The sequence below is a fragment of the Mumia sp. zg.B17 genome (genome assembly GCF_019550915.1).
Classification (GTDB): domain Bacteria; phylum Actinomycetota; class Actinomycetes; order Propionibacteriales; family Nocardioidaceae; genus Mumia.
The window spans coordinates 243,795-270,063 of record NZ_JAHWCI010000006.1 but is presented as its reverse complement, the minus strand read 5'-3'; the positions used below and the strand labels follow the sequence as shown (position 1 = coordinate 270,063).

The window sequence follows — 26,269 nt, the reverse complement described above, 5'->3', positions numbered from 1 at the left end:
GTCCTCGTCGATGCCTGCGGCGGACACCAGTCTAGTGCAGCGCGCCAGGAGTCGGGCAGAGCGGGCGACACAGGCAAATCGGCTTGTGAACGGCCGAACGCCCGCCTATTGTTCGGGCACCACGTCACATCGAGGCGATCCCGAGCGGATGGCCTCGATGTGTGGCATTTCGTGCACATCGAGGGGGCCAGAGATGGCGAGCACGACCAAGACCAGCAAGCGCAGTGCCGCGTCGCGCGGCGTGGCAGCCGTGAAGGGTGCCGCACGCAAGGTGGCGAGCAAGGCGACGCCCTCGAAGAAGGCGCCGGCCACGACGACGACCGCCACGAAGGCGGCGCCGGCCAAGAAGGCGACCCTGAAGAAGGCGCCGGCGGCCAAGAAGGCGGCGCCGGCTAAGAAGGCGACCGCCAAGAAGTCGCCGGCGGCTAAGAAGACGACCGCCACGAAGGCGGCGCCGGTCAAGAAGGCGACCGCGAAGAAGGCGGCGCCGGTCAAGAAGGCGACCGCGAAGAAGGCGGCGCCGGTCAAGAAGGCGACCGCGAAGAAGGCGGCGCCGGTCAAGAAGGCGACCGCGAAGAAGGCGGCGCCGGTCAAGAAGGCGACCGCGAAGAAGACACCAGCCAAGGGCGCCGCGAAGCGACCCCGTACGACAGGAGCACCGAGAACTGTGACGAACCCGACGACGACCGGCTCCTTGGCTGTCAAGGCCGACGAGGCTCCCTGGTCCGCCGACGAGATTTCGGAGGTCCGAGCCGCGCTGGAGGCCGACCGGACCCGACTCCTGGACGAGATCCAGGTGGCCGAGCGTGGACTCGCCGACCTCCTCAGCGGGGGAGTAGACGGGGCGGGCAACGACCAGGCCGACGTGGGCTCCACGTCCCTCGAGCGCGACGCGGAGATGTCGCTCGCCGCGAACCACCGCGAGCTTCTCCTCCAGGTGGAGAAGGCCCTCGCCCGGATCGAGGCCGGCACCTACGGCAACTGCGAGATCTGCGGTCAGCCGATCGGGAAGATGCGGCTGATGGCGTTCCCCCGTGCCACACTGTGCATGACATGCAAGCAACGCGAGGAACGTCGCTGACCCCCGATCACGACGCCGACCACCCCCCAGCACGGTCCCGACGGATCGTGCTGTTCGCGGTGGTCGCGCTGGTCGGCTACCTCACCGACCTCATCACCAAGATCATCGCCGTCGCACGCCTCGAGGACGCCGACCCCGTCGTCCTCGTGCCGCACGTGCTCCACCTCACCTTCCTGCGCAACCCGGGCGCCGCCTTCGGGATGGCGACCGGGTTCACGATCGTGCTCACGCTCATCGCCATCACGGTGTGCGTGGTCGTGATCCGGATGGCCCGACAGCTGCGCGACCCCTTGTGGGCCGTCGGACTGGGTCTCCTCCTGGCAGGCGCCCTGGGCAACCTGACCGACCGGATCTTCCGAGAGCCCTCGCCGCTCGAGGGCCACGTCGTCGACTTTCTGCAGTTCCCCGACTGGCCACCCAACTGGCCGGTCTTCAACATCGCCGACGTGATGATCAACATCGCGGCGGTCATCATCGTCCTGCAGACCGTCCGCGGTGTCGGTCTCGACGGCACCCGGGCAGCCAAGAAGGCCGGCTCCGAGCCGGAAGCGCCATGACCGGCCCCGCCGCAGCCGCGGAGCAGCGTGCCTACTTCGTCCCGGACGGGCTCGCGGGCGAGCGGCTCGACGCCGCGCTGGCCCGCCTCCTGGGCCTCTCGCGCAGCCGTGTCGCCGAGCTCGTCGCCGACGGCCTGGTCACGGTGGACCACAAGCCGGCGTCCAAGTCGGACCGCGTCGAGGCCGGGGCGTTCCTGGAGGTCGAGATCCCGCGGCAGCGCGACGTCGCCGAGGTTGTCCCCGAGATCGTCGACGACCTCCGCATCGTCCACGACGACGACGAGATCGTCGTCGTCGACAAGCCGGCGGGGGTCGCCGCCCACCCCAGCGTCGGGTGGACCGGGCCGACCGTCGTGGGTCACCTGGCCGGCGCCGGCTTCCGGATCAGCACCTCGGGCGCCCCGGAGCGACAGGGCATCGTCCAGCGGCTCGACGTCGGGACCAGCGGGCTGATGGTCGTCGCGAAGTCGGAGCACGCCTACACCGTCCTCAAGCGCGCCTTCCGCGAGCGCGAGGTCGACAAGACCTACCACGCGATGGTGCAGGGGCACCCGGACCCGCTCGAGGGCACGGTCGACGCCCCGATCGCCCGTCACCCGAAGCACGACTGGAAGTTCGCCGTGATGGCCGACGGACGGGCCAGCGTGACGCACTACGAGACGCTCGAGGCGCACCGCTTCGCGAGCCTCCTCGAGATCAAGCTCGAGACCGGTCGTACGCACCAGATCCGAGTCCACATGGCCGCGCTGAAGCACCCGTGCGTCGGTGACCCGCTCTATGGCTCGGACCCCACGCTGACCAAGCGGGTGGGGCTCGAGCGCCAGTGGCTGCACGCCCACAGGCTCGGCTTCGAGCATCCTCGGACCCGTGACTGGGTGACGTTCACCTCGCCGTACCCCGACGACCTGGAGCGTGCGCTCGAGGTCATCCGCAACGCCGACTGACACCTGCCGACCACCGATCGAGACCACCCCGCGAGCCTCGTCCCGGGTGTCGGTCGGTGGTCGTAGGCTGTCATCGACCCCCTCGCCGGCCCGTTCTTCCAGGAGGCCCCACCCCGATGTCGAGCGCCGACTCGTTCGTGCACCTGCACGTCCACACCGAGTACTCCATGCTCGACGGGGCGGCCCGGCTGACCGAGATGTTCGCGCGGACGGCCGAGCTCGGGATGGACGCCATCGCGATGACCGACCACGGCAACGTGTTCGGGGCGTACGACTTCTACGCCAAGGCGAAGGCGGCCGGGGTCAAGCCGATCATCGGCATGGAGGCCTACCTCACCCCCGACACCCACCGCTCGGAGCGCAAGCGCGTCCAGTGGAACAAGGGCGGCGGTGACGACGTCTCGGGCGGCGGTGCGTTCACGCACATGACGCTGCTCGCCGAGAGCACCACCGGGATGCACAACCTGTTCCGGCTGTCGTCGCGGTCCTCGCTCGAGGGCTTCTTCTACAAGCCCCGTGCCGACCGCGAGCTTCTCGCCGAGTACGCCGAGGGGCTCATCGCGACGACCGGGTGCCCGTCCGGCGAGGTGCAGACGTGGCTCCGCATCGGCGACTACGCGAGGGCTCGCCAGTCCGCCGCTGAGTTCATGGACATCTTCGGCCGTGACAACTTCTTCGTCGAGCTCATGGACCACGGCCTCTCGATCGAGACGCGGGTCCGGGACGACCTCCTGCGCCTCGCCAAGGACCTCGACCTCCGCCTCGTCGCCACCAACGACTCGCACTACACCAACCCGGAGGACAGCACGGCGCACGAGGCGCTGCTGTGCGTGCAGTCCGGCAAGACGCTGGCCGACCCGACGCGGTTCAAGTTCGACGGCAACGGCTACTACATCAAGTCGCCGCAGGAGATGCGGCAGATCTGGGAGCAGGACGCCGGTCTGGCCGAGGCGTGCGACACGACACTGCTGATCGCGCAGCGGTGCGAGGTCGAGTTCACCGAGGGCAACGGCACTTTCATGCCGCGGTTCCCGGTCCCCGAGGGCGAATCGGAGGAGACGTGGCTCCTCAAGGAGGTCGACCGCGGGCTGGCTGAGCGCTACCCCCAGGGCATCACGGAGGAGGTGCGGGCCCGCGCCGACTTCGAGGTCGATGTCATCCTCAAGATGGGCTTCGCCGGATACTTCCTCGTCGTTGCCGACTTCATCAACTGGGCCAAGGAGAACGGCATCCGAGTGGGGCCCGGCCGAGGCTCCGGCGCCGGATCGATGGTCGCGTACGCGATGCGCATCACCGATCTGGACCCGATCGTCCACGGCCTGATCTTCGAGCGGTTCCTCAACCCCGACCGTGTCTCGATGCCCGACTTCGACGTCGACTTCGACGAGCGTCGGCGCGGCGAGGTCATCCGCTACGTCACCGACAAGTACGGCGACGACCGTGTCTCGCAGATCGTCACCTACGGCACGATCAAGTCCAAGCAGGCCGTCAAGGACGCGTCGCGCGTGCTGGGCTACCCGTTCTCCATGGGAGAGCGGATCACCAAGGCGATGCCGCCGGTGATCATGGGCAAGGACGTCCCGCTCAAGGAGATCTTCAACGCCGGGCACGCCCGCTACAACGAGGGCGGCGAGTTCCGGTCGCTCTATGACACCGACCCCGACGCCAAGCGCGTGGTCGACACGGCGGTCGGCCTCGAGGGCCTCAAGCGTCAGTGGGGCGTCCACGCCGCCGGCGTCATCATGTCGAGCGAGCCGTTGCTCGACATCATCCCGGTGATGAAGCGCGAGCAGGACGGCGCGATCATCACCCAGTTCGACTACCCGACGTGCGAGGCGCTCGGACTGATCAAGATGGACTTCCTGGGGTTGCGCAACCTCACGGTCCTCGACGACGCCCTCGACAACATCCGCGCCAACCGTGGCGAGGAGGTCGTCCTCGAGGACCTCGAGCTGAGCGACGAGGAGACCTTCGCGCTGCTGTCGCGCGGCGACACCCTCGGCGTCTTCCAGCTCGACGGCGGCCCCATGCGAGCCCTGCTGCGGAGCATGCGCCCCGACAGCTTCGAGGACATCTCCGCCGTCGGTGCGCTCTATCGTCCCGGCCCGATGGGCGCCGACTCGCACAACAAGTACGCCCGCCGCAAGAACGGGCGCGAGAAGGTCGAGCCGATCCACCCCGAGCTCGCTGACGCCCTCGAGGACATCCTGGGCGAGACGTACGGCCTGATCGTGTACCAAGAGCAGGTCATGGCCATCGCGCAGCAGCTGGCGGGCTACTCGCTCGGACAGGCCGACCTGCTCCGCCGCGCGATGGGCAAGAAGAAGAAGTCCGAGCTGGACAAGCAGTTCGAGAACTTCTCCGCCGGCATGAACGCGCGCGGCTTCTCGGCGGCGGCGGTCAAGACGCTGTGGGACATCCTGCTGCCGTTCTCCGACTACGCCTTCAACAAGGCGCACTCGGCGGCGTACGGAGTCGTGTCGTTCTGGACCGCCTACCTCAAGGCGCACTACCCGGCCGAATACATGGCCGCCCTCCTCACCAGCGTGCGCGGAGACAAGGACAAGTCGGCGATCTACCTCAACGAGTGCCGCCGGATGGGCATCAAGGTGCTTCCGCCCGACGTCAACGACTCCGAGGCCAACTTCACGGCCGTCGACCGCGACATCCGGTTCGGTCTGTCAGCCGTGCGCAACGTGGGGCACAACGTCGTGGACGCCATCGTCGAGGCGCGGACGGAGAAGTCCCCGTTCACCGACTTCGCCGACTTCATGGAGAAGGTCCCGCCGGTCGTCTGCAACAAGCGCGTGATCGAGTCGCTGATCAAGTCCGGATCCTTCGACTCGCTCAAGCACCACCGCCGCGCCCTGGTGACCGTCCACGAGGATGCCGTCGACCAGTACGTCGACATCAAGCGCAACGAGGCGATCGGGCAGGACTCGCTCTTCGCCGGCCTCGACGACGCCGATGCCGGGTTCGCCGGTTCGGCCGTCGTCGTCCCCGACCTCGACGAGTGGGACAAGACGACGCTGCTCGCCCACGAGCGCGAGATGCTCGGCCTGTACGTCTCCGACCATCCGCTGTTCGGTCTGGAGCACGTCCTCCGTGCGGCCAGCGACTGCACGATCGGCGATGTGATCGCCGACGAGGAGCGACCCGACGGGGCGCAGATCGCGGTGGCCGGCCTGGTGACCTCGATCCAGCGCAAGCTGACCAAGAAGGGCGATCCCTGGGCCATCGTGACCGTCGAGGACCTCGAGGGTGCGGTCAACGTGATGCTCTTCCCGTCGGTCTACACCTTGTCGGGGCACCTTCTCGTCGAGGACGCGGTGGTGGTGGTCAAGGGACGCCTCAAGCGCAAGGAGGACACGCCCGAGATCGCGGCGACCGAGCTCACGGCTGCGGATCTGAGCGTGGGTGACGATGGTCCCGTCGTCCTCTCGATCCCGACCGCGCGCTGCACCCCGCCAACTCTCGACCAGCTCCGCGACGTCCTCGCGAGCCACCCCGGCGCCACCGAGGTCCACCTGCGTCTGGTGGGGACCAAGAGCACCAAGCTCATGCGCCTGGACCCGCGCCTTCGCGTGTCCCCGTCGTCGTCGTTGATCGCCGACCTCAAGGCACTGCTCGGTCCCGGCTGCCTCGTCTCGTGACCGCGCCGACGCGTCCGTACCCCGTGGGGGAGGATGGACACCGCGCCCGTCGCGGGCGCAGGGCACAGGAGGAACGTGTGCGCAGGACACGCAAGGGTGGCTTCGCGACGGTGGTCGGCTTCGTCGTTGCCGGTGCCGTCGCCGGGGTCCTCTGGGCCCTGCTCAGCGACCCCATCCAGTACACCGTCGTCCGGATCGGCGACCAGTCCGGGCTGAGCGCAGACGAGGCGGCGTCGACCGCGCAGTTCGGCGTCGAAGTCACCTATGCCTGGATCGGCGCGGTGATCGCGGCGCTGTGGGGTTCTGTCGCCACCTGGCTCTGGGGACGCGCCGGCGGCAACGCCGTGATCGTCCGGACTGCTCTGGGCGCCGTCGTCGGTGCGCTGGTGGCATGGGGGACAGGCGTGCTGGCCGGGCCCCCTGAGCCGACTGTCGGCTCGCGGCCGGCGGGTGCCACGGTCTCCGGGCAGGTCGCCCTCGACGCGTACGGGATGCTCTTCGTCTGGCCGGTCGCCGCGCTCCTCGGGCTGCTCCTCGTCGCGTGGTTGACCCTCCCGCGGGAGCCGGCCGCCGGCACGCACCGCGGCGACGCGCCGCTGCCTCCCGTCGGCGTCTGACGGCCAGCCGGGGCCCCGAGCCGCCGGTGCATCACGGTTGTCCGCAACGTCGGGCTGGGGCAGGGTGGAGGCAAGCCGATGACCTGCCCAGGGGCGCTCAGCGCGTGACCCTGCAGGCAGGACCGGGATCCCACCGCAGAGAGGGGCACGCATGCACTTCCAGTGGCTGACTGAGCAGCTTCCGTCCGACGAGATGCTGGCGACCGTGGTCATGGACGCAAGTCGCGACACCGAGAGCGGGGACCGGACCGTCGCGGCGCGATGGTCCGAGCTTCGCCGCTCGCTCGACGGGCAAGGGATCACGCCGGAGATGTCAGCGGTGCTGGAAGAGCAGGTGCTGCAGCCGACCAGGGCCACAGGTCCGCACGGGCGTCTCATCGTCGCCTCGGACGAAGGCATCCTCATGGACCGCCTGCTCCTCTTCCCGCCCCGCAAGGACGAGGCCGTCCTCTCCACGGGGCCGGATGTGTTCGCCCTCGCGCGGGAGGCCGACGACACCGTCAGATATCTCCTGGCGGCGATCGACCGGACCGGCGCCGACGTCACCCTGTACGACTCCACCTCCGGCGCCGTCGGCGGTTCACCGGTCCGCGAGAGCGTGGACGGTGACCACGACGTGCTCAACAAGATCCGCGGGGGAGGACTCTCGCACAAGCGGATCGAGAGCCGCGTCGAGGACTCGTGGGAGCGCAACGCCGAGACCGTCGCCGCGGATCTCGACCGGATCGTGAGCGAGCGTCGTCCTGACCTCCTCGTCATCACCGGAGACGTCCGGGCCGTCGCGCTGGTTCACGGTGCGCTCGGCGCGGCCGCCAAGGACCTCACCGAGCACGTGCCGGGCGGCGCTCGTCACAACGGGATCAACGGTGCGTTCGAGGCGAAGGTGGACGAGGTGCTCGAGGCGTTCCGGGTCCGGCGCCGGGCAGCCTCGGTCGACCGCTTCCGTCAGGAGCTCGGCCGCAACGCCATGGCCGTGACGGGCATCGACCGGGTCATCGACGCCCTGCGTAAGGCGCAGGTGGAGGAGCTTCTCATCACCGACGAGGTCGCAGGACCGGTCAGCACGCTTGCCGATGTCATGGTCTGGGTGGGTGACAAGCCGCTCGAGCTGTCCATGCACCGCGACGAGATCCGTCAGCTCTCGTCCGGAGATGCCCGAGCGCGACGCGGCGACATCGCGCTCGGCACGGCCGCGGCGCAGCAGGACGCCGGCATCACGATCGTCTACGGCGAGGACGACCTCCTCACCGACGGGGTCGGTGCGGTGCTGCGCTGGGATCCCGCGAAGCCCTCGGGCCTGGTCGAGCCCGCCTGAGGCCGTCGTCCGCGACGTGTCGAGCTCCGGTCGTTTCTGCGTCTGAAAAGCGACCCGAACCCTTCACGTCGCGGACGGGGCCGACGGACGGGCGGACGGGCGGACGGGACGAGCCGCCACCTGGCCGCGTTAGTTGGGCGACCAGGCGGTACGGGCCACGTCCACGGCGGGGAGGCTCGGCACCGCCCTCATGGCACCGATCTCGGTGATCATCAGGTGGTGGTAGCGGCGCAGCCTCTCGGCCGCGTCGTCCGCCTCGAGCAGCTCCTGGCGGTCGGGGAGCGTCAGCACCGCACTCGAGGCCAGGAGGTAGGAGAGGTCGACCGGGTCGCCCGGCAGGTCGTCGACGCTCGCGTCCAGCCGGAAGCGGTTGAGCTCGGTGCGGTAGACGTCGAACACGGCGTGCGCCTTGTCGGCGGCCACGACCGCTCCCTCGCCCACGGGCTCCTCCAGGTCCTCGACGTGGCCCCACATGAAGCTCTCGCCCGTGACACCCGCGTCGAGCCGGATCCGGCCGATCGCGTCCACGGTCACGTCGTACCGGCCGTCGTCGTAGCCGGTCACGTCGGTCAGTGCCACCTCCACACCCACCCGGTGGATGGACTGCACCCCGCTCTCGCCGACCTCGTAGCCCTCGCGGATCGACACGATGCCGAACCGGCGCTCGGGCTCGGGGAGGTCGAGCAGATAGGTGACGAGCTCGCGGTAGCGGTCCTCGAAGACGTGCAGGGACACCGTCTGTCCCGGGAGGACGACGCTTCCGAGGGGGAACAGCGGGATCGCGCGTGCCACGCCGTCAGCCTAGCCGCGCGGCGGACACGGGCAGGGCCGACGCGTCACTCTCCGTAGACTTGAGGCATGATCCGTCGCACCGACCTGCGGGAGACCCCCGCGGGCACGACTCCCGCGCAGTACCGCGCGCTGCTTCCTCGCGCGCCGTTCGACGTCGAGGCGGCCGTCGAGGTCGTCCGTCCGGTCGTCGACGACGTGCGACACCGCGGTGAGGCGGCGGTGCTGGACGCGACCGAGCGGTTCGACCAGGTGCAACGCGCGTCCCTCGCGGTGCCGGCCGAGGAGGCCGACGCTGCGCTCGCGTCGTTGGCGCCCGACGTCCGCGCCGCGCTCGAGGAGTCGATCCGCCGGCTCCGCGCGACCTGCGAGGCCGAGCTCGATCGCGACGTCGTCACCGACCTCGGCCCCGGAGCCCGTGTCGAGCGGCGCATCGTGCCGGTCGGACGCGTCGGCCTGTACGTCCCGGGCGGGCTCGCCCCGCTGGTCTCGAGCGTCATCATGAACGCCGTCCCGGCCCAGGTCGCGGGCGTCCGGTCGCTGGCCCTGGCGACGCCGCCGCAGCGCGAGTACGGCGGCGCTCCGCACCCGACGGTCCTGGCAGCGTGCGCGCTGCTGGGTGTCGACGAGGTGTACGCCGTCGGCGGCGCCCAGGCGATCGCGATGTTCGCCTATGGCGCCGGCCCGTGCGAGCCGGTCGACCTGGTCACCGGACCGGGCAACATCTACGTGGTGGCGGCCAAGCGCCTGGTGCAGAGCGTGACGGGGATCGACTCCGAGGCCGGGCCGACGGAGATCGCGATCCTGGCCGACGACACGGCGACACCGGCCTTCGTCGCCGCGGACCTGATCAGCCAGGCCGAGCACGACCCCCTCGCGGCGGCCGTGCTGGTGACCCCGAGCCCCGCTCTGGCCGACGCCGTCGACGAGGAGCTGGCCCGCCAGGTGCCCGCGGCCAAGCACGCCCAGCGCATCGAGACCGCGCTGACCTCCACGCAGTCGGCGACCGTTCTCGTCCGCGACGTGCAGCAGGGCCTCGAGGTCGTCAACGCCTACGCCGCCGAGCACCTGGAGATCCAGACCGCCGACGCCGCCGGTGTCGCCTCGCAGGTCGAGAACGCCGGCGCGGTGTTCGTCGGGAGCTGGTCGCCGGTCTCGCTCGGCGACTACGCGGCCGGCTCCAACCACGTGCTCCCCACCGCAGGCTGCGCGTGCCGCTCCTCGGGGCTGTCGGTGCGCTCGTTCTGCAAGACCATGCAGGTCGTCACCTACGACGAGCCGGCGCTGCGTGAGGTCGGCCCCGAGGTCGTGGTCCTCGCCGAGGCAGAGGACCTCCCGTCCCACGGCGCGGCCGTGTCGGCGCGTCTCGACGCACCTGAGGGGAGGAGCGGCTCGTGAGCGTCCCGGAGTGGGTGCCCATCCGGGCCGATCTCCGAGGCTTCGAGCCGTACGGCGCGCCGCAGCTCGACGTCCCCGTGCAGCTGAACGTCAACGAGAACCCGTACGGCCCGTCCAAGGCCACGGCCGACGACGTCGCCGAGTCGCTGCGCGTGGTCGCCACGGACCTCAACCGCTACCCCGACCGTGAGGCGTGGGCGCTGCGGACGGCGTTGGCGTCGTACCTCGGGCACGGTCTCACCGCCGACGCGGTGTGGGCGGCCAACGGCTCCAACGAGGTCATGCAGCAGATCCTGCAGGCCTTCGGCGGCCCGGGGCGGACTGCCGCGTCGTTCACCCCGACGTACTCGATGTATCCCGAGTACGCCCGCAACACCCACACGCGCTGGCTCACCGGTCGCCGCGCCGACGACTTCACCTTCGACGTCGAGGCCGCGCTCGCCCTGGTCACCGCGGAGCAGCCGGACGTCGTCCTGCTCGCGTCGCCCAACAACCCGACAGGGGAGTCGTTGACCCTCGAGGCGGTGCGCGCGGTCTGCGACGCGGCGCCCGGCCTGGTCGTCGTCGACGAGGCGTACGCGGAGTTCCGCCGGCCTGAGACCCCGACCGCGCTAACGCTGCTCGGCGAGCACCCCCGGCTGGTCGTCACACGCACGATGAGCAAGGCGTTCGCCTTCGCCGGGGGCCGGGTCGGCTACCTGGCGGCCGACCCCGCGATCGTCGACGCGCTCCGCATCGTCCGCCTCCCGTACCACCTGTCGGCCGTCACCCAGACCGTGGCGCTCGCCGTGCTGCGTCACGCCGACGAGATGCTGGCCCGGGTGGCCGAGCTTCGGGAGACGCGGGACGAGACGGCACGCTGGTTGCGCGAGCAGGGCCTCGAGGTCGTCGACTCCGACGCCAACTTCGTGCTGTTCGGCACGTTCGGCGACCGGCACGCCGTGTGGCAGGGCCTGCTCGACCAGGGCGTCCTCATCCGCGAGACCGGTCCCGAGGGGTGGCTGCGGGTCAGCGTCGGCACGCCCGAGGAGATGACGGCCTTCCGCGAGGCCCTGGTCACCACCCTCGAGACCCCGTCGATCCGTCAGGAGAACGCATGACCACGATCGAGACCACCGGACCCCGCCGCGCCCGGGTGGAGCGCAAGACCTCCGAGTCCCACGTCGTGGTGGAGGTCGACCTGGACGGTACCGGGACGCACGACATCTCCACGGGCGTCGGCTTCTACGACCACATGCTCACCGCGCTCTCGCGCCACTCGCTGATCGACCTCACGGTGCGGTCGGAGGGTGATCTCCACATCGACGCCCACCACACGGTCGAGGACACCGCGATCTGCATCGGCGAGGCGATCAAGGCCGCGCTGGGCGACAAGGCCGGCATCCGACGGTACGGCGACGCGCTCGTGCCCCTGGACGAGGCGCTCGCCCAGGCTGTCGTCGACGTGTCGGGACGCCCCTACTTCGTGCACAGCGGTGAGCCCGAGTCGCAGGTGACGGTCGTCATCGGCGGTCAGTACAGCGGCTCCCTCACGCAGCACGTCCTCGAGTCGCTCGCCCACCACGCGGGGTTGACGATGCATGTCCGGCTCGTGGCCGGTCGCGACCCGCACCACATCGCGGAGGCCCAGTTCAAGGCCGTCGCCCGGGCCCTGCGCCAGGCCGTCGAGCGCGATCCGCGCGAGACCGGGGTGCCGAGCACGAAGGGTGCCCTGTGAGCCCGGACGTCGTCGTGCTCGACTACGGGTCGGGCAACCTGCGGTCGGCGGTGCGCGCGCTCGAGCGGGCCGGCGCGAACGTGACCTTGACCTCCGACTTCGCCACCGCCCTCGGCTCGGACGGCCTCGTCGTGCCCGGGGTCGGGGCGTACGCCGCCTGCATGCAGGGTCTGCGGGCGGTCCGCGGCGACCAGCTGATCGGTCGACGGCTCGCCGGAGGACGTCCGGTGCTCGGGATCTGCGTGGGGATGCAGATCCTCTTCGAGACCGGGATCGAGCACGGGGTGCGCACCGAGGGGTGCGGCGAGTGGCCTGGCACCGTGGAGCGGATCGACGCCGACATCGTGCCGCACATGGGGTGGAACACCGTCGAGGCACCCGCCGACTCGGTCCTGTTCGACGGGATCGCCGACGAGCGGTTCTACTTCGTCCACTCCTACGGCGTACGCCGCTGGGAGCTGACCGACACCCATGCGGCGATGCCGGCGCGGGTCACCTGGGCGTCGTACGGGGGAGACCGGTTCGTGGCCGCCGCGGAGAACGGGCCGCTCTCGGCCACCCAGTTCCACCCGGAGAAGTCCGGCGACGCGGGCGCGGCGCTGCTGCGCAACTGGGTACGGTCGCTCTCCTGAGCGCGTGCGCGAGACGACCTGCGCGAGCGTTGTGATCGGAGCGCGCGAAACCCTGCCCGCGAGGATCGACGCCCTCTAGCGTCACGGGCATGCCGCCTGCCTCGTCGTCCTACGCCCGTCGCGACGTCCTCCGGCTCGGTGCCGGCGCGGCCGCCGCCCTCGTCGCTGCGCGCGCGGTCGGAGGATCGGCGGCCGCAGCGGCACCCGCCCCAGGGTCTCTCCTCCCTCTGACCGAAGGACCGATCCTCAAGCCGCTGCCCCCGGAGTGGTTCGTGCCGCTCGGGACCAACGCGGAGATGCGGTGGGACTCGGTGGACCCGCGCCGCTACCTCACGGCACCCGAGCGGCTCTTCGTCCGCAACCACACGCGCACACCGATCATCGACGCCCGCACCTGGGAGCTGAGGATCCACGGCGACGGCCTCGCGGATCCCCGCACGCCGGAGCGAGCGCACGTGCTGACCTACCGCGACCTCCGTCGTCTCCCGGCGCGGACCGTCACCACCGTCCTGGAGTGCACCGGAAACGGTCGGACCCTGTTCGCGACCCAGCAGGGGACGCCGGTGAGCGGGACGGCGTGGGGCCTCGGAGCGGTGGGGACCGTGCGCTGGACCGGGGTGCCGCTGTCACTCGTCCTGCGGCGGCTGGGGATCCGTCGCGACGCGGTCGACATCCAGGCCACCGGGCTCGACGAGCCGTTCGTCAGCGGGGGAGTCGACTACGGGCGTGTGCGCCGCCCGTTCCCCGTCGCCAAGGCCCTCGAGGACGCCCTGCTCGTCTACGCGATGGACGGGCGGCCGCTGCTGCCCGACCACGGCTTCCCCGTACGCCTGCTCCTGCCGGGCTGGGTCGGCATCGCCAGCATCAAGTGGCTCGGCGAGCTCGAGGTGTCGCGTACGACCCTGACCTCGCCCTGGAACACGAAGTGGTACCGGATGACCGGGCCGGACTACCCCGCGGACTCGCCGCCCCTGACCGTCCTCCCGGTGAAGTCGGCGTTCGAGCCGCCGACCGGGCTGGCGAGCGGTCGCCGCACGGTGCTGACCGGGCGGTCGTGGTCGGGTGCGGGAGCGATCCGCCGCGTCGAGGTGAGCACCGACGGTGGCGAGACGTGGCAGCGCGCGCGTACCGACCGCGCCCGCGGCAGTGGCTGGACGCAGTGGTCGCACCCGTGGCGGCCCCGGTCCTCGGGGGAACACGTGCTGCTGGCCCGCGCGACCGACGTCACCGGGCGCACCCAGCCGGACCAGGTGCCGTTCAACGACGGCGGATACTTCTTCTCGGCCGTCGTCCAGAACCGGGTGGCCGTCGCCTGACACCGGTGGTCCCGAGTGCTGGCCTCGGGCGTCCCTGTCCGACCGGGTCAGTACGATCAAGGACGTGACCACGCTCGAGCTCCTCCCCGCCGTCGACGTCATCGAAGGGCGGGCCGTCCAGCTCGTCCAGGGGGTGGCCGGCTCCGAGAAGGCGTTCGGCGACGCCCTCGAGGCGGCTCTGCGCTGGCAGGAGGGCGGCTCGCAGTGGCTGCACCTCGTCGACCTCGATGCCGCCTTCGGCCGTGGCTCCAACGCCGATCTGCTCGCGCGGATCGTCGACTCCGTGGAGATGAAGGTCGAGATGTCGGGCGGTATCCGCGACGACGCCTCCCTCGAGCGCGCGATGGCCACCGGCTGCCGCCGGGTCAACATCGGCACCGCCGCGCTCGAGGACCCCGACTGGTGCGCCAAGGCGATCGCGACGTACGGCGACCGGGTGGCCGTGGGTCTCGACGTCCGCGGCCGCACGCTCGCAGCCCGCGGATGGACCCGTGAGGGCGGCGACCTCTACGAGGTGCTCGCGAGGCTCGACGCGGAGGGCTGCGCCCGCTACGTCGTGACGGACGTCAACAAGGACGGGATGCTCCAGGGTCCCAACCTCCAGCTTCTGCGCGACGTCTGCGCGGTCACCGACCGTCCGGTGGTCGCCTCGGGCGGCATCACCACGCTCGACGACCTGCGCGCCCTCGCCGGACTGGCCGGCATCGGCGTCGAGGGCGCGATCGTCGGGACGGCGCTGTACGCCGGCAACTTCACCCTCCCCGAGGCGCTCCAGGCCGTCTCCGAAGCAGACCCGGGCAGCGCTCGGTGACGCTGGCGATCCGTGTCATTCCCTGCCTCGACGTCGACGCCGGCCGCGTCGTCAAGGGGGTCAACTTCGTCGACCTCCGTGATGCCGGCGACCCGGTGGAGATGGCCCGCGTCTACGACGTCGAGGGCGCCGACGAGCTCACCTTCCTCGACATCACCGCGTCCTCCGACGCCCGCGCGACGACGTTCGACGTCGTGTCGCAGACGGCCGAGCAGGTTTTCATCCCGCTGACGGTCGGCGGCGGCGTACGCACCGTCGACGACGTCGACCGGCTCCTGCGAGCCGGCGCCGACAAGGTCGGGGTCAACACTGCGGCTCTCCAGCGACCGGAGCTGATCGCCGAGATCGCCCATCGTTTCGGCAACCAGGTGCTCGTGCTGAGCGTCGATGCGCGCCGTGCCGCCGACCAGCCGTCCGGCTTCGAGGTCACCACCCACGGCGGGCGGCAGTCCGCCGGACGCGATGCCATCGCCTGGGTGCGCGCCGCGACCGAGCTCGGCATCGGCGAGGTGCTCCTCAACTCGATGGACGCCGACGGCACCCGCGACGGGTTCGACCTGGAGATGATCCGGGCCGCCCGCACCGTCACCGGGGTGCCGCTGATCGCGAGCGGGGGCGCCGGCACGCCGGAGCACTTCTGCGAGGCGGTCGACGCCGGGGCGGACGCTCTTCTCGCCGCCAGCGTTTTCCACTTCGGCACCCTGACGGTCGGCGACGTCAAGAGTGCGCTTCGCAACGCCGGGCACGTCGTCCGGTGAGCTCCGCGCAGGTCTCCCCCCGTACGGCGAGCCGGCCGACCCGCAGCGTCACCCGGCGCGGCTTCGGCATCATCGGGCGAGGCGTGGCCGAGGAGCGCCGTCGCTTCGCGCTCGCGGTCGTCGGATCTCTCGTCTACGGCGCGATGACGGTGGCCGACGCCTGGGTGCTCGGGTGGGCGACCGACCACGTGGTGGTCCCGTCGTTCCGTGACGGCGAGCTCGCCACCGGCGCTGCCGTCGTCGCGAGCCTGCTCTTCATCTCGGTCGCCCTGCTCCGGGCCTGGGGCGTGATCGTGCGCCGTCTGGTCGGCGGCATCGTCTACTACCGGCTCATGGCCTCGTACCGCCGCAAGGTCACCCGCCGCTATCTCGCGCTGCCGATGTCGTGGCACGCCCGCCACCCGACCGGCCAGCTGCTGTCCAACGCCAACGCCGACGTCGAGGCCACCTGGGCGGTGATGATGCCGCTGCCGATGGCGGTCGGCGTCGCGGCGATGCTCGTCACCGCCGTGGCGGCGATGCTCACCGCCGACATCGTGCTCACCGTCGTCGGTCTCGTGGTCTTCCCCCTGCTGTTCACCATCAACGTCGGCTACCAGCGCCTGCTGTCACCGCGGGTGACCCGCGCCCAGGAGCTGCGCGGCCGGGTCAGCGCCGTCGCGCACGAGTCGTTCGACGGAGCCCTGGTCGTCAAGACGCTCGGCCGCGAGGACGAGGAGACCGCGCGCTTCGCCGCCGTCACGAGAGAGCTCCGCGACGCCAACGTGGCCTCGGGCCGGATCCGCTCGGTCTTCGACCCCCTGATCGAGATGCTCCCCAACCTCGCGGTCCTGCTCGTCGTGGTGATCGGCGTCGAGCGGGTGATCGCCGGTGACATCGAGGCGGGCGCCGTGGTGCAGGTCGCCTACCTCTTCACGGTCGTGGGCTTCCCGGTCCGCGCGTTCGGGTGGGTGCTCGGCGAGCTCCCACGCACCGTCGTCGGATGGGACCGTATCCAGGCTGTCCTCCGCGCGACGGGCGACATGCCGTACGGCCGTGAAGGGCTGCCCGGCGACGGTGCGCTCCGCGTCGACGTCGACGCGGTGGCCTACGGGTACGACCCGGGCCGCCCGGTGCTCCAGGACCTCAGCTTCACGCTCGAGCCCGGCACGGTCACCGCGGTCGTCGGGCTGACCGGATCGGGCAAGAGCACCCTCGCGTCCCTCCTCGACCGTCTGGTCGACCCGGAGGAGGGCACGATCCGGCTGGACGGCACCGACATCGCGTCACTGACCCACGACGCGCTCGCCGAGGCGGTCGCGCTGGTGCCGCAGCACACGTTCGTCTTCGACGACACCGTTCGCGACAACATCACCCTCGGCGCGGACGTCGATGACGCACGCCTGCGTGAGGTGCTGGAGCTGACCCAGGCGAGCGGGTTCGTCGACGCCCTCCCGGACGGCCTCGACACGCAGCTGGGGGAGCGCGGCACCACGCTTTCCGGTGGTCAGCGCCAGCGGCTCGCGCTCGCCCGCGCCCTCGTCCGCGACCCCAGGCTGCTCGTCCTCGACGATGCCACCAGTGCCCTCGACCCCGACGTCGAGCAGCGGATCCTGTCCGCGCTCGCCCGCTCCACCGCCTCCGGCGCCGGACCGACGGTGTTCATCGTCGCCTACCGCAAGGCCACCATCTCCCTCGCCGACGAGGTGCTCTTCCTGCGTGGAGGGAAGGTCGTCGACCGCGGCACCCACGCCGAGCTGGTCGCGCGCTCGCCGGAGTACGCCGACATCGTCCAGGCCTACGACCAGACCCGGGAGGCGCCGTGAGCACGCAGACGACGGCCACGCCGACCGCACCGCCCATGACCGGTGTCGGCGGTGGCGGAGCGCCCCGGGTCCGCGGGCTCGACGTCATCCGCCGAGGGTTCGCGCTGTCGCCCGCCCTCTCCAAAGGGCTTCCCCTCACCCTGCTCCTCGCCGCGCTGAGCACGGTCGGCGGCGCCGTGGTCCCGATCGTCGTCCAGGTCGCGATCGACCGCGGCCTTGCCACCGAGGGCGGGCCCGACGAGGGTGTGGTGCTGCGATGGAGCGCCGTGGCCGCCCTCGTCGTCCTTCTCACCGCCGTGTGCGCGTGGGCGATGAAGGTCCGGCTCTTCTCCGCCAGCGAGCGAGGGCTCTCAGAGCTGCGGATCAAGGCGTTCCGCCACGTGCACGACCTGTCGATCCTCACCCAGAACCACGAGCGCCGGGGCGCGCTGGTCTCGCGTGTCACGTCCGACATCGACCAGGTGTCGCTGTTCCTCCAGTTCAACGGGATCATGATCGTCACCAGCGTCGGCCAGGTCGCCGTCGCGACCGTGATCATGGCGTTCTACAGCTGGGAGCTCACGCTCGTCGTCTGGGCCTGCTTCGTCCCGCTGGTCCTCACGTTGGTGCTGCTCCAGGGTCGGATGTCGCGGGCGTACGACCATGCGCGTGCCACGGTCGGCACGATGCTGGGCGTGATCGCCGAGCCGGTGGTCGGCGCATCCGTCGTCCGCGCGTACGCCGTGGAGCGCCGCACCCAGCGCCGCATCGACGAGGCCATCGACACCAACCTGCGGGCCAACGTGCGGGCACAGCGGCTGGTCGCCGGCACCTTCGCCTCGGCGGGGATCGCGGGAGGCCTCGCCAACGCGGCCGTCATCGTCGTCGGCGTGCTGCTCGGCGTGGCTGGAGACCTGACCCTGGGCGGCGTGATCGCCTTCGCGTTCCTCGTGTCGCTGTTCGTCGGTCCCGTCCAGACCGCGACCCAGGTGCTGACCGAGGCCCAGAACGCGATCTCGTCCTGGCGCCGGGTGATCGAGATCCTCGACACGCCCGCTGACATCCGTGACCCGGGCGAGGGGCGGTCGGTCCTGCCCGGCGGTGCCCTCGAGGTCGGGTTCGAAGGCGTGCGCTTCGCCTACCCGGGTGGTCCGGACGTGCTCCACGACCTCGACGTCACCATCCCCGCCGAGCAGAGGGTGGCCGTCGTCGGCGAGACCGGCTCCGGCAAGAGCACGTTCGCGAAGCTCCTCACGCGCCTGACCGACCCGTCGGACGGCCGGGTGACGCTCGACGGCGTCGACCTGCGAGACATCGGTTTCGCGACCCTGCGCAAGCGGGTGGTGATGGTGCCGCAGGAGGGCTTTCTCTTCGACGCGTCGCTCGCCGAGAACCTCCGCTACGGGGATCTCGACGCGTCTCCCGAGCGCATGCGCGAGGCCTTCGCCGCGTTGCAGATCGACGACTGGTTCATGTCCCTTCCTGACGGGCTCGACACCCAGGTCGGGCAGCGTGGCGAGTCGATGTCGGCGGGTGAGCGGCAGCTCGTCTCGCTCGTCCGCGCCTACCTCGCCGATCCTGATCTGCTGGTTCTCGACGAGGCGACGAGCGCGGTCGACCCGCAGACCGAGATGCGGGCGTCACGGGCGCTGGAGCACCTGCTGGCCGGCCGGACGTCGGTGGTGATCGCTCACCGTCTCTCGACCGCCGAGGCGGCCGACCGGGTGCTCGTCTTCGATGCGGGACGCCTCGTGGAGGACGGACCGCACGCCCGGCTCGCCGCCGGTCACGGGACGTACGCCCGCCTGCACGCCTCCTGGGTGGCCCAGGCCCACCTGGGCATCGAGGCGTCGCCCTCGCCCGACGGCCTCGACGACGCCGCTGGTGCTGCCTGGGACAATGGCTGGCGTGACTGACTCCGCACGCCTCGACCCTGCGATCGCCGCTCGCCTCAAGCGGGACGCCGACGGTCTCGTCCCCGCCGTCGTCCAGGAGGCGGACACGCGCGAGGTCCTCATGGTCGGGTGGATGGACGACGAGGCGCTGCGTCGCACGCTGACCTCGGGGCGTTCGACGTTCTGGAGCCGCAGTCGGCGGGAGTACTGGGTCAAGGGCGCCACCTCGGGCCACGTCCAGGAGGTGCGCGAGGTCCGGCTGGACTGTGACGGCGACACCCTTCTCGTCACGGTGGCGCAGACCGGTCCCGCCTGCCACACCGGGGCACGGACCTGCTTCGACGACGACGTGCTGCTGGGGTCGGAGCGGTGAACCGCCGCGGTTACGGCCTGACCGTCCTGCTCGGCGTGGTGGGAGCGGCGGCGGCCTTCTTCGCCGCGTCGCAGCCTTGGTCGAAGGTCACGGTGGAGACCCAGGGTCTCGCCCGCGACGCGGTCTCGGTGAGCGGGAACGACGCACTCCCGGTCGTCGGCGGGCTCGCCCTCGTCGCGCTCGCCGGCAGCGTCGCCGTGCTCGCGAGCGCCGGTCGGGTCCGGACCGGCGTGGGTCTCCTGGTGGCGCTCGCGTCCGTCGGCGCGATCGTGGTCGTGGCGACCGGCGGTGATGCCGTCCACGACGCGCTGGTCACGTCGCTCGCCGACTCGCCCGCGATGGCAGGTGACGCCGCGCTGCAGGATCGGCTCGCCGACCGGGCGACCGGCACGGCCTGGCGATGGGCGTGCCTCGTCGCGCTCGTCCTCCCCGCGCTGGCCGGGCTCGCGGTCGTGCGCTGGGGCCGGGGCTGGCCGTCGATGGGGCGCCGCTACGACTCCGTGGGGCAGCAGCGGGCCCAGACCGACGAGGACCCGTGGAAGGCACTCGACCGGGGCGAGGACCCGACCGTCTAGGCTGAGCGGCATCCCCCCTGACGCTCGCCTGCGAGCACGACCCGTCGTAGAGAGGTTTGCACGATGCATGGTTCCTCCCCGGCCGCTTGGACTGCGGTCGTCATCTGCCTGATCGGTTTCACCGTCGGCGGTGTGGCGCTGCTGATGGGCCCCGCCTGGGTGCTGTTCTGGATCGGCGTCGCGCTCGTCCTCGGCTCGGCCCTCGTCGGCAAGGTGATGTCTGCGGCGGGTCTCGGCGCGAAGGAGCACTGATTCCGCCAGACTTCGGCCGTACGCACATCCCACCGCTCGAGCGGTGGTGACCCCGAGGGAGATCCCGTGTCCGACCAACCGCCGTACCCGCCGCAGCAGCCCGCGCCGTACGGCCAGCAGCCCCCGCCGTACGGCCAGCAGCCCCCGCCCCCGGGCTACGGCCAGCCGCCGCAGGGCTACGGTCCGCCGCCGCAGGGCTACGGTCCGCCGCCGCAGGGCTACGGTCAGCAGCCGCCGCAGTACGGCCAGTACGGGGGGAGCGGCTATGGGCAGGTCCAGGACTACCAGCCTCCGGCGCCGTACGCGGGCTGGTGGTCACGGGTCGGTGCGCTCCTCATCGACGGGATCATCGCGTGGCTCATCATGATCATCCCGGTGGTCATCGGCGCCGTCATGATGGGTGCGGCGACGGAGACCGAGACCGACTCCTTCGGCACGACGACCAGCGAGGTCAGCAACAGCGGCCTCATGACCGCCGGCGTGATCATCCTGATCCTCGGTTTCCTCGTCGGCCTCGCGTTCCAGATCTGGAACCAGGGCACCCGCCAGGGCAAGGGCGGCCAGAGCATCGGCAAGCAGATTCTCGGCATCAAGGTCGTCGACCTGAAGACCGGTCAGCCACAGGGCGCCGGCACGGGTGTGCTGCGCTGGCTGCTCTACAGCGTGCTGTCCAGCCTGTGCTTCCTCGACCTCCTCTGGCCCCTGTGGGACAAGAAGAAGCAGACCTGGCACGACATGATCGTGTCGTCGGTGGTCGTGAAGGCGTGACCATGCCGGTGGAGGTCCCGCCCCGCGTCTCCAGGTGGCGTGCCCTGCGCACGCCGGCCCTGGTCGGGGCGGGCGGGATCGCCGCCGCGGCACTGCTGCACTTCCGTGACCCGAACACGTCCGGGAGCTACGGCTTCTGCCCGTTCCAGGCCGTGACGGGCTGGGCCTGCCCCGGTTGCGGTGGGCTGCGTGCCGTTCACGCCCTCACCGACCTGGATGTGGGTGCCGCTCTCTCGAGCAACGTCCTGGCGGTCCTGCTCGTCACGACCCTCGCCGTCGCGTTCGCCCTGTGGATCCCTCGTCGGCTCCGCGACGCCCGAGCGCCGATGATCGCGATCACGTCGCGTGTCGGCGTGGTGCTGATCGTGGTCGGCTTCGTCTTCACCGTGGTCCGCAACACCCCGTGGGGCTCGTCGCTGGCTCCCTAGTGCCCGGAGCGACGAAGCGCCCCTCACCGCAGGTGCGGTGAGGGGCGCTTCGCGTCGACCGGCTAGTTGCCGGCCGAGAAGACGAATCGCACGAGCACGGTGAGGACCCAGAGGACGACGGCGATGATGCCGATGATGAGGCCTGCCTGGGCAAGGCCGCCTCCGGTGAGACGGCCGTTCGAGGCGTCGATCTCCGCCTTGGCGCTACGGCCGAGGATGATGCCGACGATGCCGAGCGGGCCGCAGCAGAGGCCCAGGATGCCCGTGACCAGCGCCCAGATCGCCTTGGGCGAGTTCTTGGGCGGCTCGCCGTACGGCCCATCGCCCTGAGGCGTGTAGCCGTAGCCGCCGGGGGGCTGGTTGCCATACCCGCCGGGGGGCTGATCGCCGTAGCCGCCCTGAGACGGGTCGTATCGGGGCGGGTCGTTGTCGGGTGGTGTCGGCCCACCGGGCGGGGGATAGCTCATGGTGCTCCTTCATCAGGCGCTGGGAGTCCCGCATTCTGCCGTACGCCTCGGCGGGTGCGCACCGTGGCTCCCGGTACGCCTGGTGTCCGGAGGGCGAGCCGTCGCGCGTCGCGGCGAGGGGGCGGTGTCCTGATGGAAGCCGGGCTGGATACGCTGTGAGGCAGGTCGGTCACGTCGGGGAGCGTGCGCCGGCGTCCACGGGTGGGAAGGCAGGGCCGCGATGTCTGTTCTTGACGACATCCTTGCGGGAGTTCTCGAGGACCTCGAGGAGCGGATGGCTACCATCCCCCTCGCCGACCTGAAGGAGCGCGCCGGACGCCAGGACCCGGCCCTCGATCCGATGCCGGCCTTCCGCGCCGACGGTGTCTCCGTGATCGCCGAGGTCAAGCGTGCCAGCCCGTCCAAGGGATCGTTGGCCGACATCAAGGACCCGGCGGCGCTCGCGGTGGACTACGCCGCGGGAGGTGCCGCAGCGATCTCGGTCCTGACCGAGCAGCGTCGCTTCTCGGGGAGCCTCGACGATCTCCGCGCGGTGCGGGCCCAGGTCGACTGCCCGGTGCTCCGCAAGGACTTCATCACCACCTCCTACCAGCTGTGGGAGGCGCGGGCAGCCGGGGCCGACATGGCGCTCCTGATCGTCGCCGCCCTCGACCAGTCGGCGCTCGAGTCGCTGATCGAGCGGGCCAGGTCCATCGGCCTCACCCCGCTGGTGGAGGTCCACGACGAGGACGAGGTCGAGCGGGCGATCGACGCGGGCGCGACCCTCGTGGGTGTCAACGCCCGCAACCTCAAGACGCTCGAGGTCGACCGCACGACGTTCTCACGCCTCGCGCCACGGATCCCCGACTCCGTCGTCAAGATCGCCGAGTCCGGTGTCCGTGACACCAAGGACGTCATCGAGTACGCCCGCGCGGGGGCCCAGGTCGTCCTGGTCGGCGAGACCCTGGTCACCGGCGGCAACCCGCGCTCGACGGTGGCCGACCTGGTGGCGGCCGGATCCCACCCGGCGCTGCAGCACCGATGGTGACCGGACTCGCTCCGGCCTCCGTCTCCCGTCGCACCTCGTGTTGACGCCACCTGCAAGGATCGATCTATGAGTAGTTCCGCGGCCTCGGCCGGCACCAGCCCTTCGACGCTCCCCGACGCGCACGGCCACTTCGGCCAGTTCGGGGGGCGGTTCATGCCCGAGGCGCTCATCGCGCCCCTCGACGAGCTCGAGCGAGCATGGCGTGAGGCCAAGGCCGACCCGACCTTCACCGGCGAGCTCGACCGGATGCTCCGCGAGTACGCCAACGTGCCGAGCCCGCTCTACGAGGCGACCCGGCTGTCGGAGCGGGCCGGTGCGCGCATCCTGCTCAAGCGTGAGGACCTCAACCACACCGGGGCCCACAAGATCCGCAACGTCCTCGGCCAGGCCCTGCTCACCCGCCGGATGGGAAAGCGTCGCGTGATCGCCGAGACCGGTGCGGGCCAGCACGGCGTCGCGACGGCCACCGCCTGCGCGTATCTCGATCTCGAGTGCGTCGTCTACATGGGCGAGGTCGACACCGAGCGCCAGGCGCTCAACGTCGCCCGCATGCAGATGCTCGGTGCCACCGTCGTGCCGGTGACCACCGGCAGCCGCACGCTGAAGGACGCCATCAACGAGGCGCTGCGCGACTGGGTCGGCACCGTCGACGACACGCACTACCTCCTGGGCACCGCTGCCGGCGCCCACCCGTTCCCGGAGATCGTCCGCGACCTCGTGCGGGGGATCGGCGACGAGGCCCGCGCTCAGATGTTCGAGCTGACCGGCTCGCTCCCCGACGCCGCCGCCGCGTGCGTCGGCGGCGGGTCCAACGCGATCGGGCTCTTCGCCGCCTTCGTCGGCGACGCCGACGTCCGGCTGTACGGGTTCGAGGCTGGTGGCGACGGGTTCGAGACCGGGCGCCACGCCGCGACGATCACGGCCGGTGACGTCGGCGTCCTGCACGGCACACGTTCCTACCTGTTGCAGGACGAGGACGGGCAGACGATGGAGTCGCACTCGATCTCGGCAGGCCTGGACTACCCGGGGGTCGGTCCCGAGCACGCCTACCTCGCCGAGACGGGCCGGGCGACGTACGAGCCGGTGACCGACGACGAGGCGATGGCCGCCTTCGACCTGCTCTGCAAGACCGAGGGGATCATCCCCGCGATCGAGTCCGCGCACGCGATCGCGGGCGCGCTGCGGATCGCACCGCAGCTCGCCGAGACGCTCGGGCGCACGCCGACGATTCTGGTGAACCTGTCCGGTCGCGGTGACAAGGACGTCCACACCGCCGGTGAGCACTTCGGCCTGCTCGCCGAGGATGACGCATGAGCCGGTTGGACGAGGTCCTCGCGAAGACCCGCGCGGAGGGTCGCCCCGCACTCGTCGGCTACCTGCCGGCGGGCTTCCCGGACAAGCAGACGGCCATCGAGGCGATGGTCGCGATGGTCGACGCCGGTGTCGACATCGTCGAGATCGGGCTGCCCTACTCCGACCCGGTGATGGACGGGCCGACCATCCAGAAGGCGGCCGACGCGGCGTTGCGCGCCGGCACCCGGATCGCCGACGTGTTCGACACCGTGGAGGCTGTCGCCGCCACGGGGGCGCCCACCCTGGTCATGACCTACTGGAACCCGGTCGAGCGCATCGGCGTCGACACGTTCGCCTCCCGGCTCGCGGCTGCGGGAGGTGCGGGCCTGATCACGCCGGACCTCATCCCCGACGAGGCCGGTGAGTGGGTCGCCGCAGCCTCTGCGCACGGCCTCGACCGGGTGTTCCTCGTCGCGCCCTCCTCGACCGACGAGCGCATCGCGATGACCGGTGCCGCGTCGAGCGGGTTCCTCTATGCGACCTCGGTCATGGGAGTGACGGGCGCGCGCACCGCGACGAGCACGGCGGCGCCGGCGCTGGTCGAACGCGTCCGACGCCTCACTGACATCCCGATCGGCGTCGGTCTGGGGGTCAGCAACGGTGACCAGGCCGCGGACGTGGGTCGCTTCGCCGACGCGGTGATCGTCGGCTCCGCCCTGGTGGCGTGCCTGCTCCAGGCTGGTTCCGACCGCCCCGCGGGTGTGGCCGCCGTCCGCAGCCTCGCCCAGGACCTCCGCGCCGGCGTCGAGCGGGCTCGTGCCGACGTTCACAGCCCAGAAGAGGGAGCTCCCGCGTGATCCTCGCGTCCATCCCGAGCCCGGCCGAGTCGGTCTGGCACATCGGGCCGTTCCCGTTGCGGGCGTACGCGCTGTGCATCATCGCCGGCGTCGTCGCTGCGATCGTGGTCGGAGACCGCCGATTCCAGGCTCGCGGCGGCAAGCCCGGAGCCGTCGCCGACGTCGCGGTCTGGGCGATCCCCTTCGGCCTCGTCGGCGCTCGGCTCTACCACGTGGCGACCAACCCTGAGCTCTACTTCGGCGAGGGTCGAGAGCCGATCCGGGCGCTCTACGTCTGGGAGGGTGGCCTCGGGGTCTGGGGTGCGATCGCGCTCGGCGCGCTCGGCGCCTACATCGGTTGCCGTCGCCAAGGCATCCGCTTCGCTCCCTTCGCCGACGCGCTCGCGCCTGCGGTCCTGCTCGCCCAGGCCATCGGTCGCCTCGGCAACTGGTTCAACCAGGAGCTGTTCGGCAGCCCGACCGACCTCCCGTGGGGCCTGGAGATCGATGCTGCCCACCGTCCCGCGGACGTGGCGCAGTACGAGACGTTCCACCCCACCTTCCTCTACGAGTCCCTGTGGAACCTCCTCGGATTCTTCGTGCTCATCTGGGCCGACCGACGGTTCCGGCTCGGCGGCGGCCGCGTCGTCGCGCTGTACGTCGCGATCTACACCGCGGGCCGGTTCTGGATCGAAGGTCTTCGGATCGACACCGCCCACGAGTTCCTCGGGCTCCGGCTCAACCAGTGGACGTCGATCGTGCTGTTCGTGGCCGCGGTCGCGTTGTTCGTCTGGTTGACCCGGACCGGTCGTGGCGACCGCGAGACGACCGTCCAGATCGACGGGCGCGACCAGGACGACGCGTCCGACGGTGACGACAGCGGTGCTGCCGAGGACCCCGCGGAGGACCGGACGACGGCGTCCGGCGACGATGCGACGAGCCGCGTCCGGGATGACGGCGACGAGCCGCGGTCGTAGGTTCAG

General features: G+C 71.1%; 26 protein-coding genes. 24 read left to right on the top strand and 2 right to left on the bottom strand.

Annotated features, from left to right (window positions below; genetic code table 11):
* Positions 1-193: 193 nt before the first annotated feature.
* The 6 genes from KV097_RS19760 to KV097_RS09695 all read left to right on the top strand — a co-directional run bounded on the left by KV097_RS19760 (position 194) and on the right by KV097_RS09695 (position 8,167).
* Positions 194-1,081 (top strand): TraR/DksA C4-type zinc finger protein, encoded by an 888-nt coding sequence (locus KV097_RS19760; RefSeq protein WP_220365764.1) that lies wholly within the window; start codon positions 194-196, stop codon positions 1,079-1,081.
* Positions 1,054-1,638, top strand: coding sequence for a signal peptidase II (gene lspA, locus KV097_RS09715; protein WP_220344399.1), 585 nt, complete (start codon positions 1,054-1,056; stop codon positions 1,636-1,638). The genes KV097_RS19760 and lspA overlap by 28 nt, the downstream gene beginning before the upstream one ends.
* On the top strand, positions 1,635-2,582 hold the full coding sequence (locus tag KV097_RS09710) for an RluA family pseudouridine synthase (protein WP_220344400.1): 948 nt from the start codon (positions 1,635-1,637) through the stop codon (positions 2,580-2,582). Before lspA ends, KV097_RS09710 begins: the two co-directional genes overlap by 4 nt.
* Before the next feature lie 116 nt (positions 2,583-2,698).
* On the top strand, positions 2,699-6,235 hold the full coding sequence (dnaE, locus tag KV097_RS09705) for a DNA polymerase III subunit alpha (RefSeq protein WP_220365763.1): 3,537 nt from the start codon (positions 2,699-2,701) through the stop codon (positions 6,233-6,235).
* Between the two features lie 77 nt (positions 6,236-6,312).
* Complete coding sequence (locus KV097_RS09700) at positions 6,313-6,852, top strand: hypothetical protein (protein WP_220365762.1); 540 nt, start codon at positions 6,313-6,315, stop codon at positions 6,850-6,852.
* A gap of 151 nt (positions 6,853-7,003) precedes the next feature.
* The gene (locus KV097_RS09695; RefSeq protein WP_220344403.1) at positions 7,004-8,167 is read left to right on the top strand and encodes a Vms1/Ankzf1 family peptidyl-tRNA hydrolase; all 1,164 of its coding nucleotides are present in this window, start codon (positions 7,004-7,006) and stop codon (positions 8,165-8,167) included.
* Between the two features lie 129 nt (positions 8,168-8,296).
* Here KV097_RS09695 and KV097_RS09690 read toward each other — a convergent pair whose 3' ends face one another.
* Positions 8,297-8,959 carry an LON peptidase substrate-binding domain-containing protein gene (locus KV097_RS09690; RefSeq protein ID WP_220347055.1) on the bottom strand — a complete coding sequence of 221 codons (663 nt, stop codon included), beginning with the start codon at positions 8,957-8,959 and terminating at the stop codon, positions 8,297-8,299.
* Between the two features lie 66 nt (positions 8,960-9,025).
* Here KV097_RS09690 and hisD point away from each other — a divergent pair, with 66 nt between their 5' ends.
* The 14 genes from hisD to KV097_RS09620 all read left to right on the top strand — a co-directional run bounded on the left by hisD (position 9,026) and on the right by KV097_RS09620 (position 21,663).
* Complete coding sequence (gene hisD / locus KV097_RS09685) at positions 9,026-10,354, top strand: histidinol dehydrogenase (RefSeq protein WP_220344405.1); 1,329 nt, start codon at positions 9,026-9,028, stop codon at positions 10,352-10,354.
* Positions 10,351-11,454 carry a histidinol-phosphate transaminase gene (locus KV097_RS09680; protein ID WP_308289389.1) on the top strand — a complete coding sequence of 368 codons (1,104 nt, stop codon included), beginning with the start codon at positions 10,351-10,353 and terminating at the stop codon, positions 11,452-11,454. Before hisD ends, KV097_RS09680 begins: the two co-directional genes overlap by 4 nt.
* Positions 11,451-12,071 carry an imidazoleglycerol-phosphate dehydratase HisB gene (hisB, locus tag KV097_RS09675; RefSeq protein ID WP_220344406.1) on the top strand — a complete coding sequence of 207 codons (621 nt, stop codon included), beginning with the start codon at positions 11,451-11,453 and terminating at the stop codon, positions 12,069-12,071. Before KV097_RS09680 ends, hisB begins: the two co-directional genes overlap by 4 nt.
* Complete coding sequence (hisH, locus tag KV097_RS09670) at positions 12,068-12,703, top strand: imidazole glycerol phosphate synthase subunit HisH (RefSeq protein ID WP_220344407.1); 636 nt, start codon at positions 12,068-12,070, stop codon at positions 12,701-12,703. The genes hisB and hisH overlap by 4 nt, the downstream gene beginning before the upstream one ends.
* 89 nt (positions 12,704-12,792) lie before the next feature.
* A complete protein-coding gene (locus tag KV097_RS09665; RefSeq protein ID WP_220365761.1) occupies positions 12,793-14,019 on the top strand; it encodes a sulfite oxidase in 1,227 nt (408 codons plus the stop codon).
* A 64-nt stretch (positions 14,020-14,083) separates the two neighbouring features.
* A complete protein-coding gene (gene priA / locus KV097_RS09660) occupies positions 14,084-14,830 on the top strand; it encodes a bifunctional 1-(5-phosphoribosyl)-5-((5-phosphoribosylamino)methylideneamino)imidazole-4-carboxamide isomerase/phosphoribosylanthranilate isomerase PriA (protein ID WP_220365760.1) in 747 nt (248 codons plus the stop codon).
* Positions 14,827-15,588, top strand: coding sequence for an imidazole glycerol phosphate synthase subunit HisF (gene hisF, locus KV097_RS09655; protein WP_220365759.1), 762 nt, complete (start codon positions 14,827-14,829; stop codon positions 15,586-15,588). The genes priA and hisF overlap by 4 nt, the downstream gene beginning before the upstream one ends.
* Positions 15,585-17,393, top strand: coding sequence for an ABC transporter ATP-binding protein (locus KV097_RS19755; protein WP_220365758.1), 1,809 nt, complete (start codon positions 15,585-15,587; stop codon positions 17,391-17,393). Before hisF ends, KV097_RS19755 begins: the two co-directional genes overlap by 4 nt.
* Positions 17,390-19,288 carry an ABC transporter ATP-binding protein gene (locus KV097_RS09645; protein ID WP_308289388.1) on the top strand — a complete coding sequence of 633 codons (1,899 nt, stop codon included), beginning with the start codon at positions 17,390-17,392 and terminating at the stop codon, positions 19,286-19,288. Before KV097_RS19755 ends, KV097_RS09645 begins: the two co-directional genes overlap by 4 nt.
* A complete protein-coding gene (gene hisI, locus KV097_RS09640; protein ID WP_220344412.1) occupies positions 19,272-19,640 on the top strand; it encodes a phosphoribosyl-AMP cyclohydrolase in 369 nt (122 codons plus the stop codon). Before KV097_RS09645 ends, hisI begins: the two co-directional genes overlap by 17 nt.
* Entirely contained in the window at positions 19,637-20,215 is a 579-nt protein-coding gene (locus KV097_RS09635) for a Trp biosynthesis-associated membrane protein (protein ID WP_220344413.1), read from the top strand. The genes hisI and KV097_RS09635 overlap by 4 nt, the downstream gene beginning before the upstream one ends.
* Before the next feature lie 63 nt (positions 20,216-20,278).
* Positions 20,279-20,467: an HGxxPAAW family protein gene (locus tag KV097_RS09630; RefSeq protein WP_220344414.1), complete on the top strand. Its 189-nt coding sequence runs from the start codon at positions 20,279-20,281 to the stop codon at positions 20,465-20,467.
* A 66-nt stretch (positions 20,468-20,533) separates the two neighbouring features.
* Positions 20,534-21,235: an RDD family protein gene (locus tag KV097_RS19750; protein ID WP_220365757.1), complete on the top strand. Its 702-nt coding sequence runs from the start codon at positions 20,534-20,536 to the stop codon at positions 21,233-21,235.
* A 2-nt stretch (positions 21,236-21,237) separates the two neighbouring features.
* Complete coding sequence (locus KV097_RS09620) at positions 21,238-21,663, top strand: DUF2752 domain-containing protein (protein WP_220365756.1); 426 nt, start codon at positions 21,238-21,240, stop codon at positions 21,661-21,663.
* A gap of 62 nt (positions 21,664-21,725) precedes the next feature.
* On the opposite strand, the gene KV097_RS09615 is transcribed toward KV097_RS09620, so the two are convergent.
* The gene (locus KV097_RS09615; protein ID WP_220365755.1) at positions 21,726-22,130 is read right to left on the bottom strand and encodes a DUF4190 domain-containing protein; all 405 of its coding nucleotides are present in this window, start codon (positions 22,128-22,130) and stop codon (positions 21,726-21,728) included.
* A 220-nt stretch (positions 22,131-22,350) separates the two neighbouring features.
* On the opposite strand from KV097_RS09615, the gene trpC reads away from it, so the two are divergent.
* The 4 genes from trpC to lgt all read left to right on the top strand — a co-directional run bounded on the left by trpC (position 22,351) and on the right by lgt (position 26,263).
* Entirely contained in the window at positions 22,351-23,157 is an 807-nt protein-coding gene (gene trpC / locus KV097_RS09610) for an indole-3-glycerol phosphate synthase TrpC (protein ID WP_220344418.1), read from the top strand.
* Between the two features lie 66 nt (positions 23,158-23,223).
* Positions 23,224-24,471: a tryptophan synthase subunit beta gene (gene trpB / locus KV097_RS09605; RefSeq protein WP_220344419.1), complete on the top strand. Its 1,248-nt coding sequence runs from the start codon at positions 23,224-23,226 to the stop codon at positions 24,469-24,471.
* Positions 24,468-25,307: a tryptophan synthase subunit alpha gene (gene trpA / locus KV097_RS09600; RefSeq protein WP_220344420.1), complete on the top strand. Its 840-nt coding sequence runs from the start codon at positions 24,468-24,470 to the stop codon at positions 25,305-25,307. Before trpB ends, trpA begins: the two co-directional genes overlap by 4 nt.
* Entirely contained in the window at positions 25,304-26,263 is a 960-nt protein-coding gene (gene lgt, locus KV097_RS09595) for a prolipoprotein diacylglyceryl transferase (protein ID WP_220365754.1), read from the top strand. Before trpA ends, lgt begins: the two co-directional genes overlap by 4 nt.
* Positions 26,264-26,269 lie beyond the last annotated feature (6 nt).

What these genes read in the sequence shown, in the direction of transcription:
- trpA (WP_220344420.1), top strand. Translation starts at nt 24,468, where the DNA reads ATGAGCCGGTTGGACGAGGTCCTCGCGAAGACCCGCGCGGAGGGTCGC.
- trpB (WP_220344419.1), top strand. Translation starts at nt 23,224, where the DNA reads ATGAGTAGTTCCGCGGCCTCGGCCGGCACCAGCCCTTCGACGCTCCCC.
- hisD (WP_220344405.1), top strand. Translation starts at nt 9,026, where the DNA reads ATGATCCGTCGCACCGACCTGCGGGAGACCCCCGCGGGCACGACTCCC.
- KV097_RS09695 (WP_220344403.1), top strand. Translation starts at nt 7,004, where the DNA reads ATGCACTTCCAGTGGCTGACTGAGCAGCTTCCGTCCGACGAGATGCTG.
- KV097_RS09710 (WP_220344400.1), top strand. Translation starts at nt 1,635, where the DNA reads ATGACCGGCCCCGCCGCAGCCGCGGAGCAGCGTGCCTACTTCGTCCCG.
- KV097_RS09630 (WP_220344414.1), top strand. Translation starts at nt 20,279, where the DNA reads ATGCATGGTTCCTCCCCGGCCGCTTGGACTGCGGTCGTCATCTGCCTG.
- KV097_RS09665 (WP_220365761.1), top strand. Translation starts at nt 12,793, where the DNA reads ATGCCGCCTGCCTCGTCGTCCTACGCCCGTCGCGACGTCCTCCGGCTC.
- hisI (WP_220344412.1), top strand. Translation starts at nt 19,272, where the DNA reads ATGGCTGGCGTGACTGACTCCGCACGCCTCGACCCTGCGATCGCCGCT.
- hisB (WP_220344406.1), top strand. Translation starts at nt 11,451, where the DNA reads ATGACCACGATCGAGACCACCGGACCCCGCCGCGCCCGGGTGGAGCGC.
- trpC (WP_220344418.1), top strand. Translation starts at nt 22,351, where the DNA reads ATGTCTGTTCTTGACGACATCCTTGCGGGAGTTCTCGAGGACCTCGAG.
- KV097_RS09615 (WP_220365755.1), bottom strand. Translation starts at nt 22,130, where the DNA reads ATGAGCTATCCCCCGCCCGGTGGGCCGACACCACCCGACAACGACCCG.
- lspA (WP_220344399.1), top strand. Translation starts at nt 1,054, where the DNA reads ATGCAAGCAACGCGAGGAACGTCGCTGACCCCCGATCACGACGCCGAC.
- dnaE (WP_220365763.1), top strand. Translation starts at nt 2,699, where the DNA reads ATGTCGAGCGCCGACTCGTTCGTGCACCTGCACGTCCACACCGAGTAC.
- KV097_RS19760 (WP_220365764.1), top strand. Translation starts at nt 194, where the DNA reads ATGGCGAGCACGACCAAGACCAGCAAGCGCAGTGCCGCGTCGCGCGGC.
- KV097_RS09620 (WP_220365756.1), top strand. Translation starts at nt 21,238, where the DNA reads ATGCCGGTGGAGGTCCCGCCCCGCGTCTCCAGGTGGCGTGCCCTGCGC.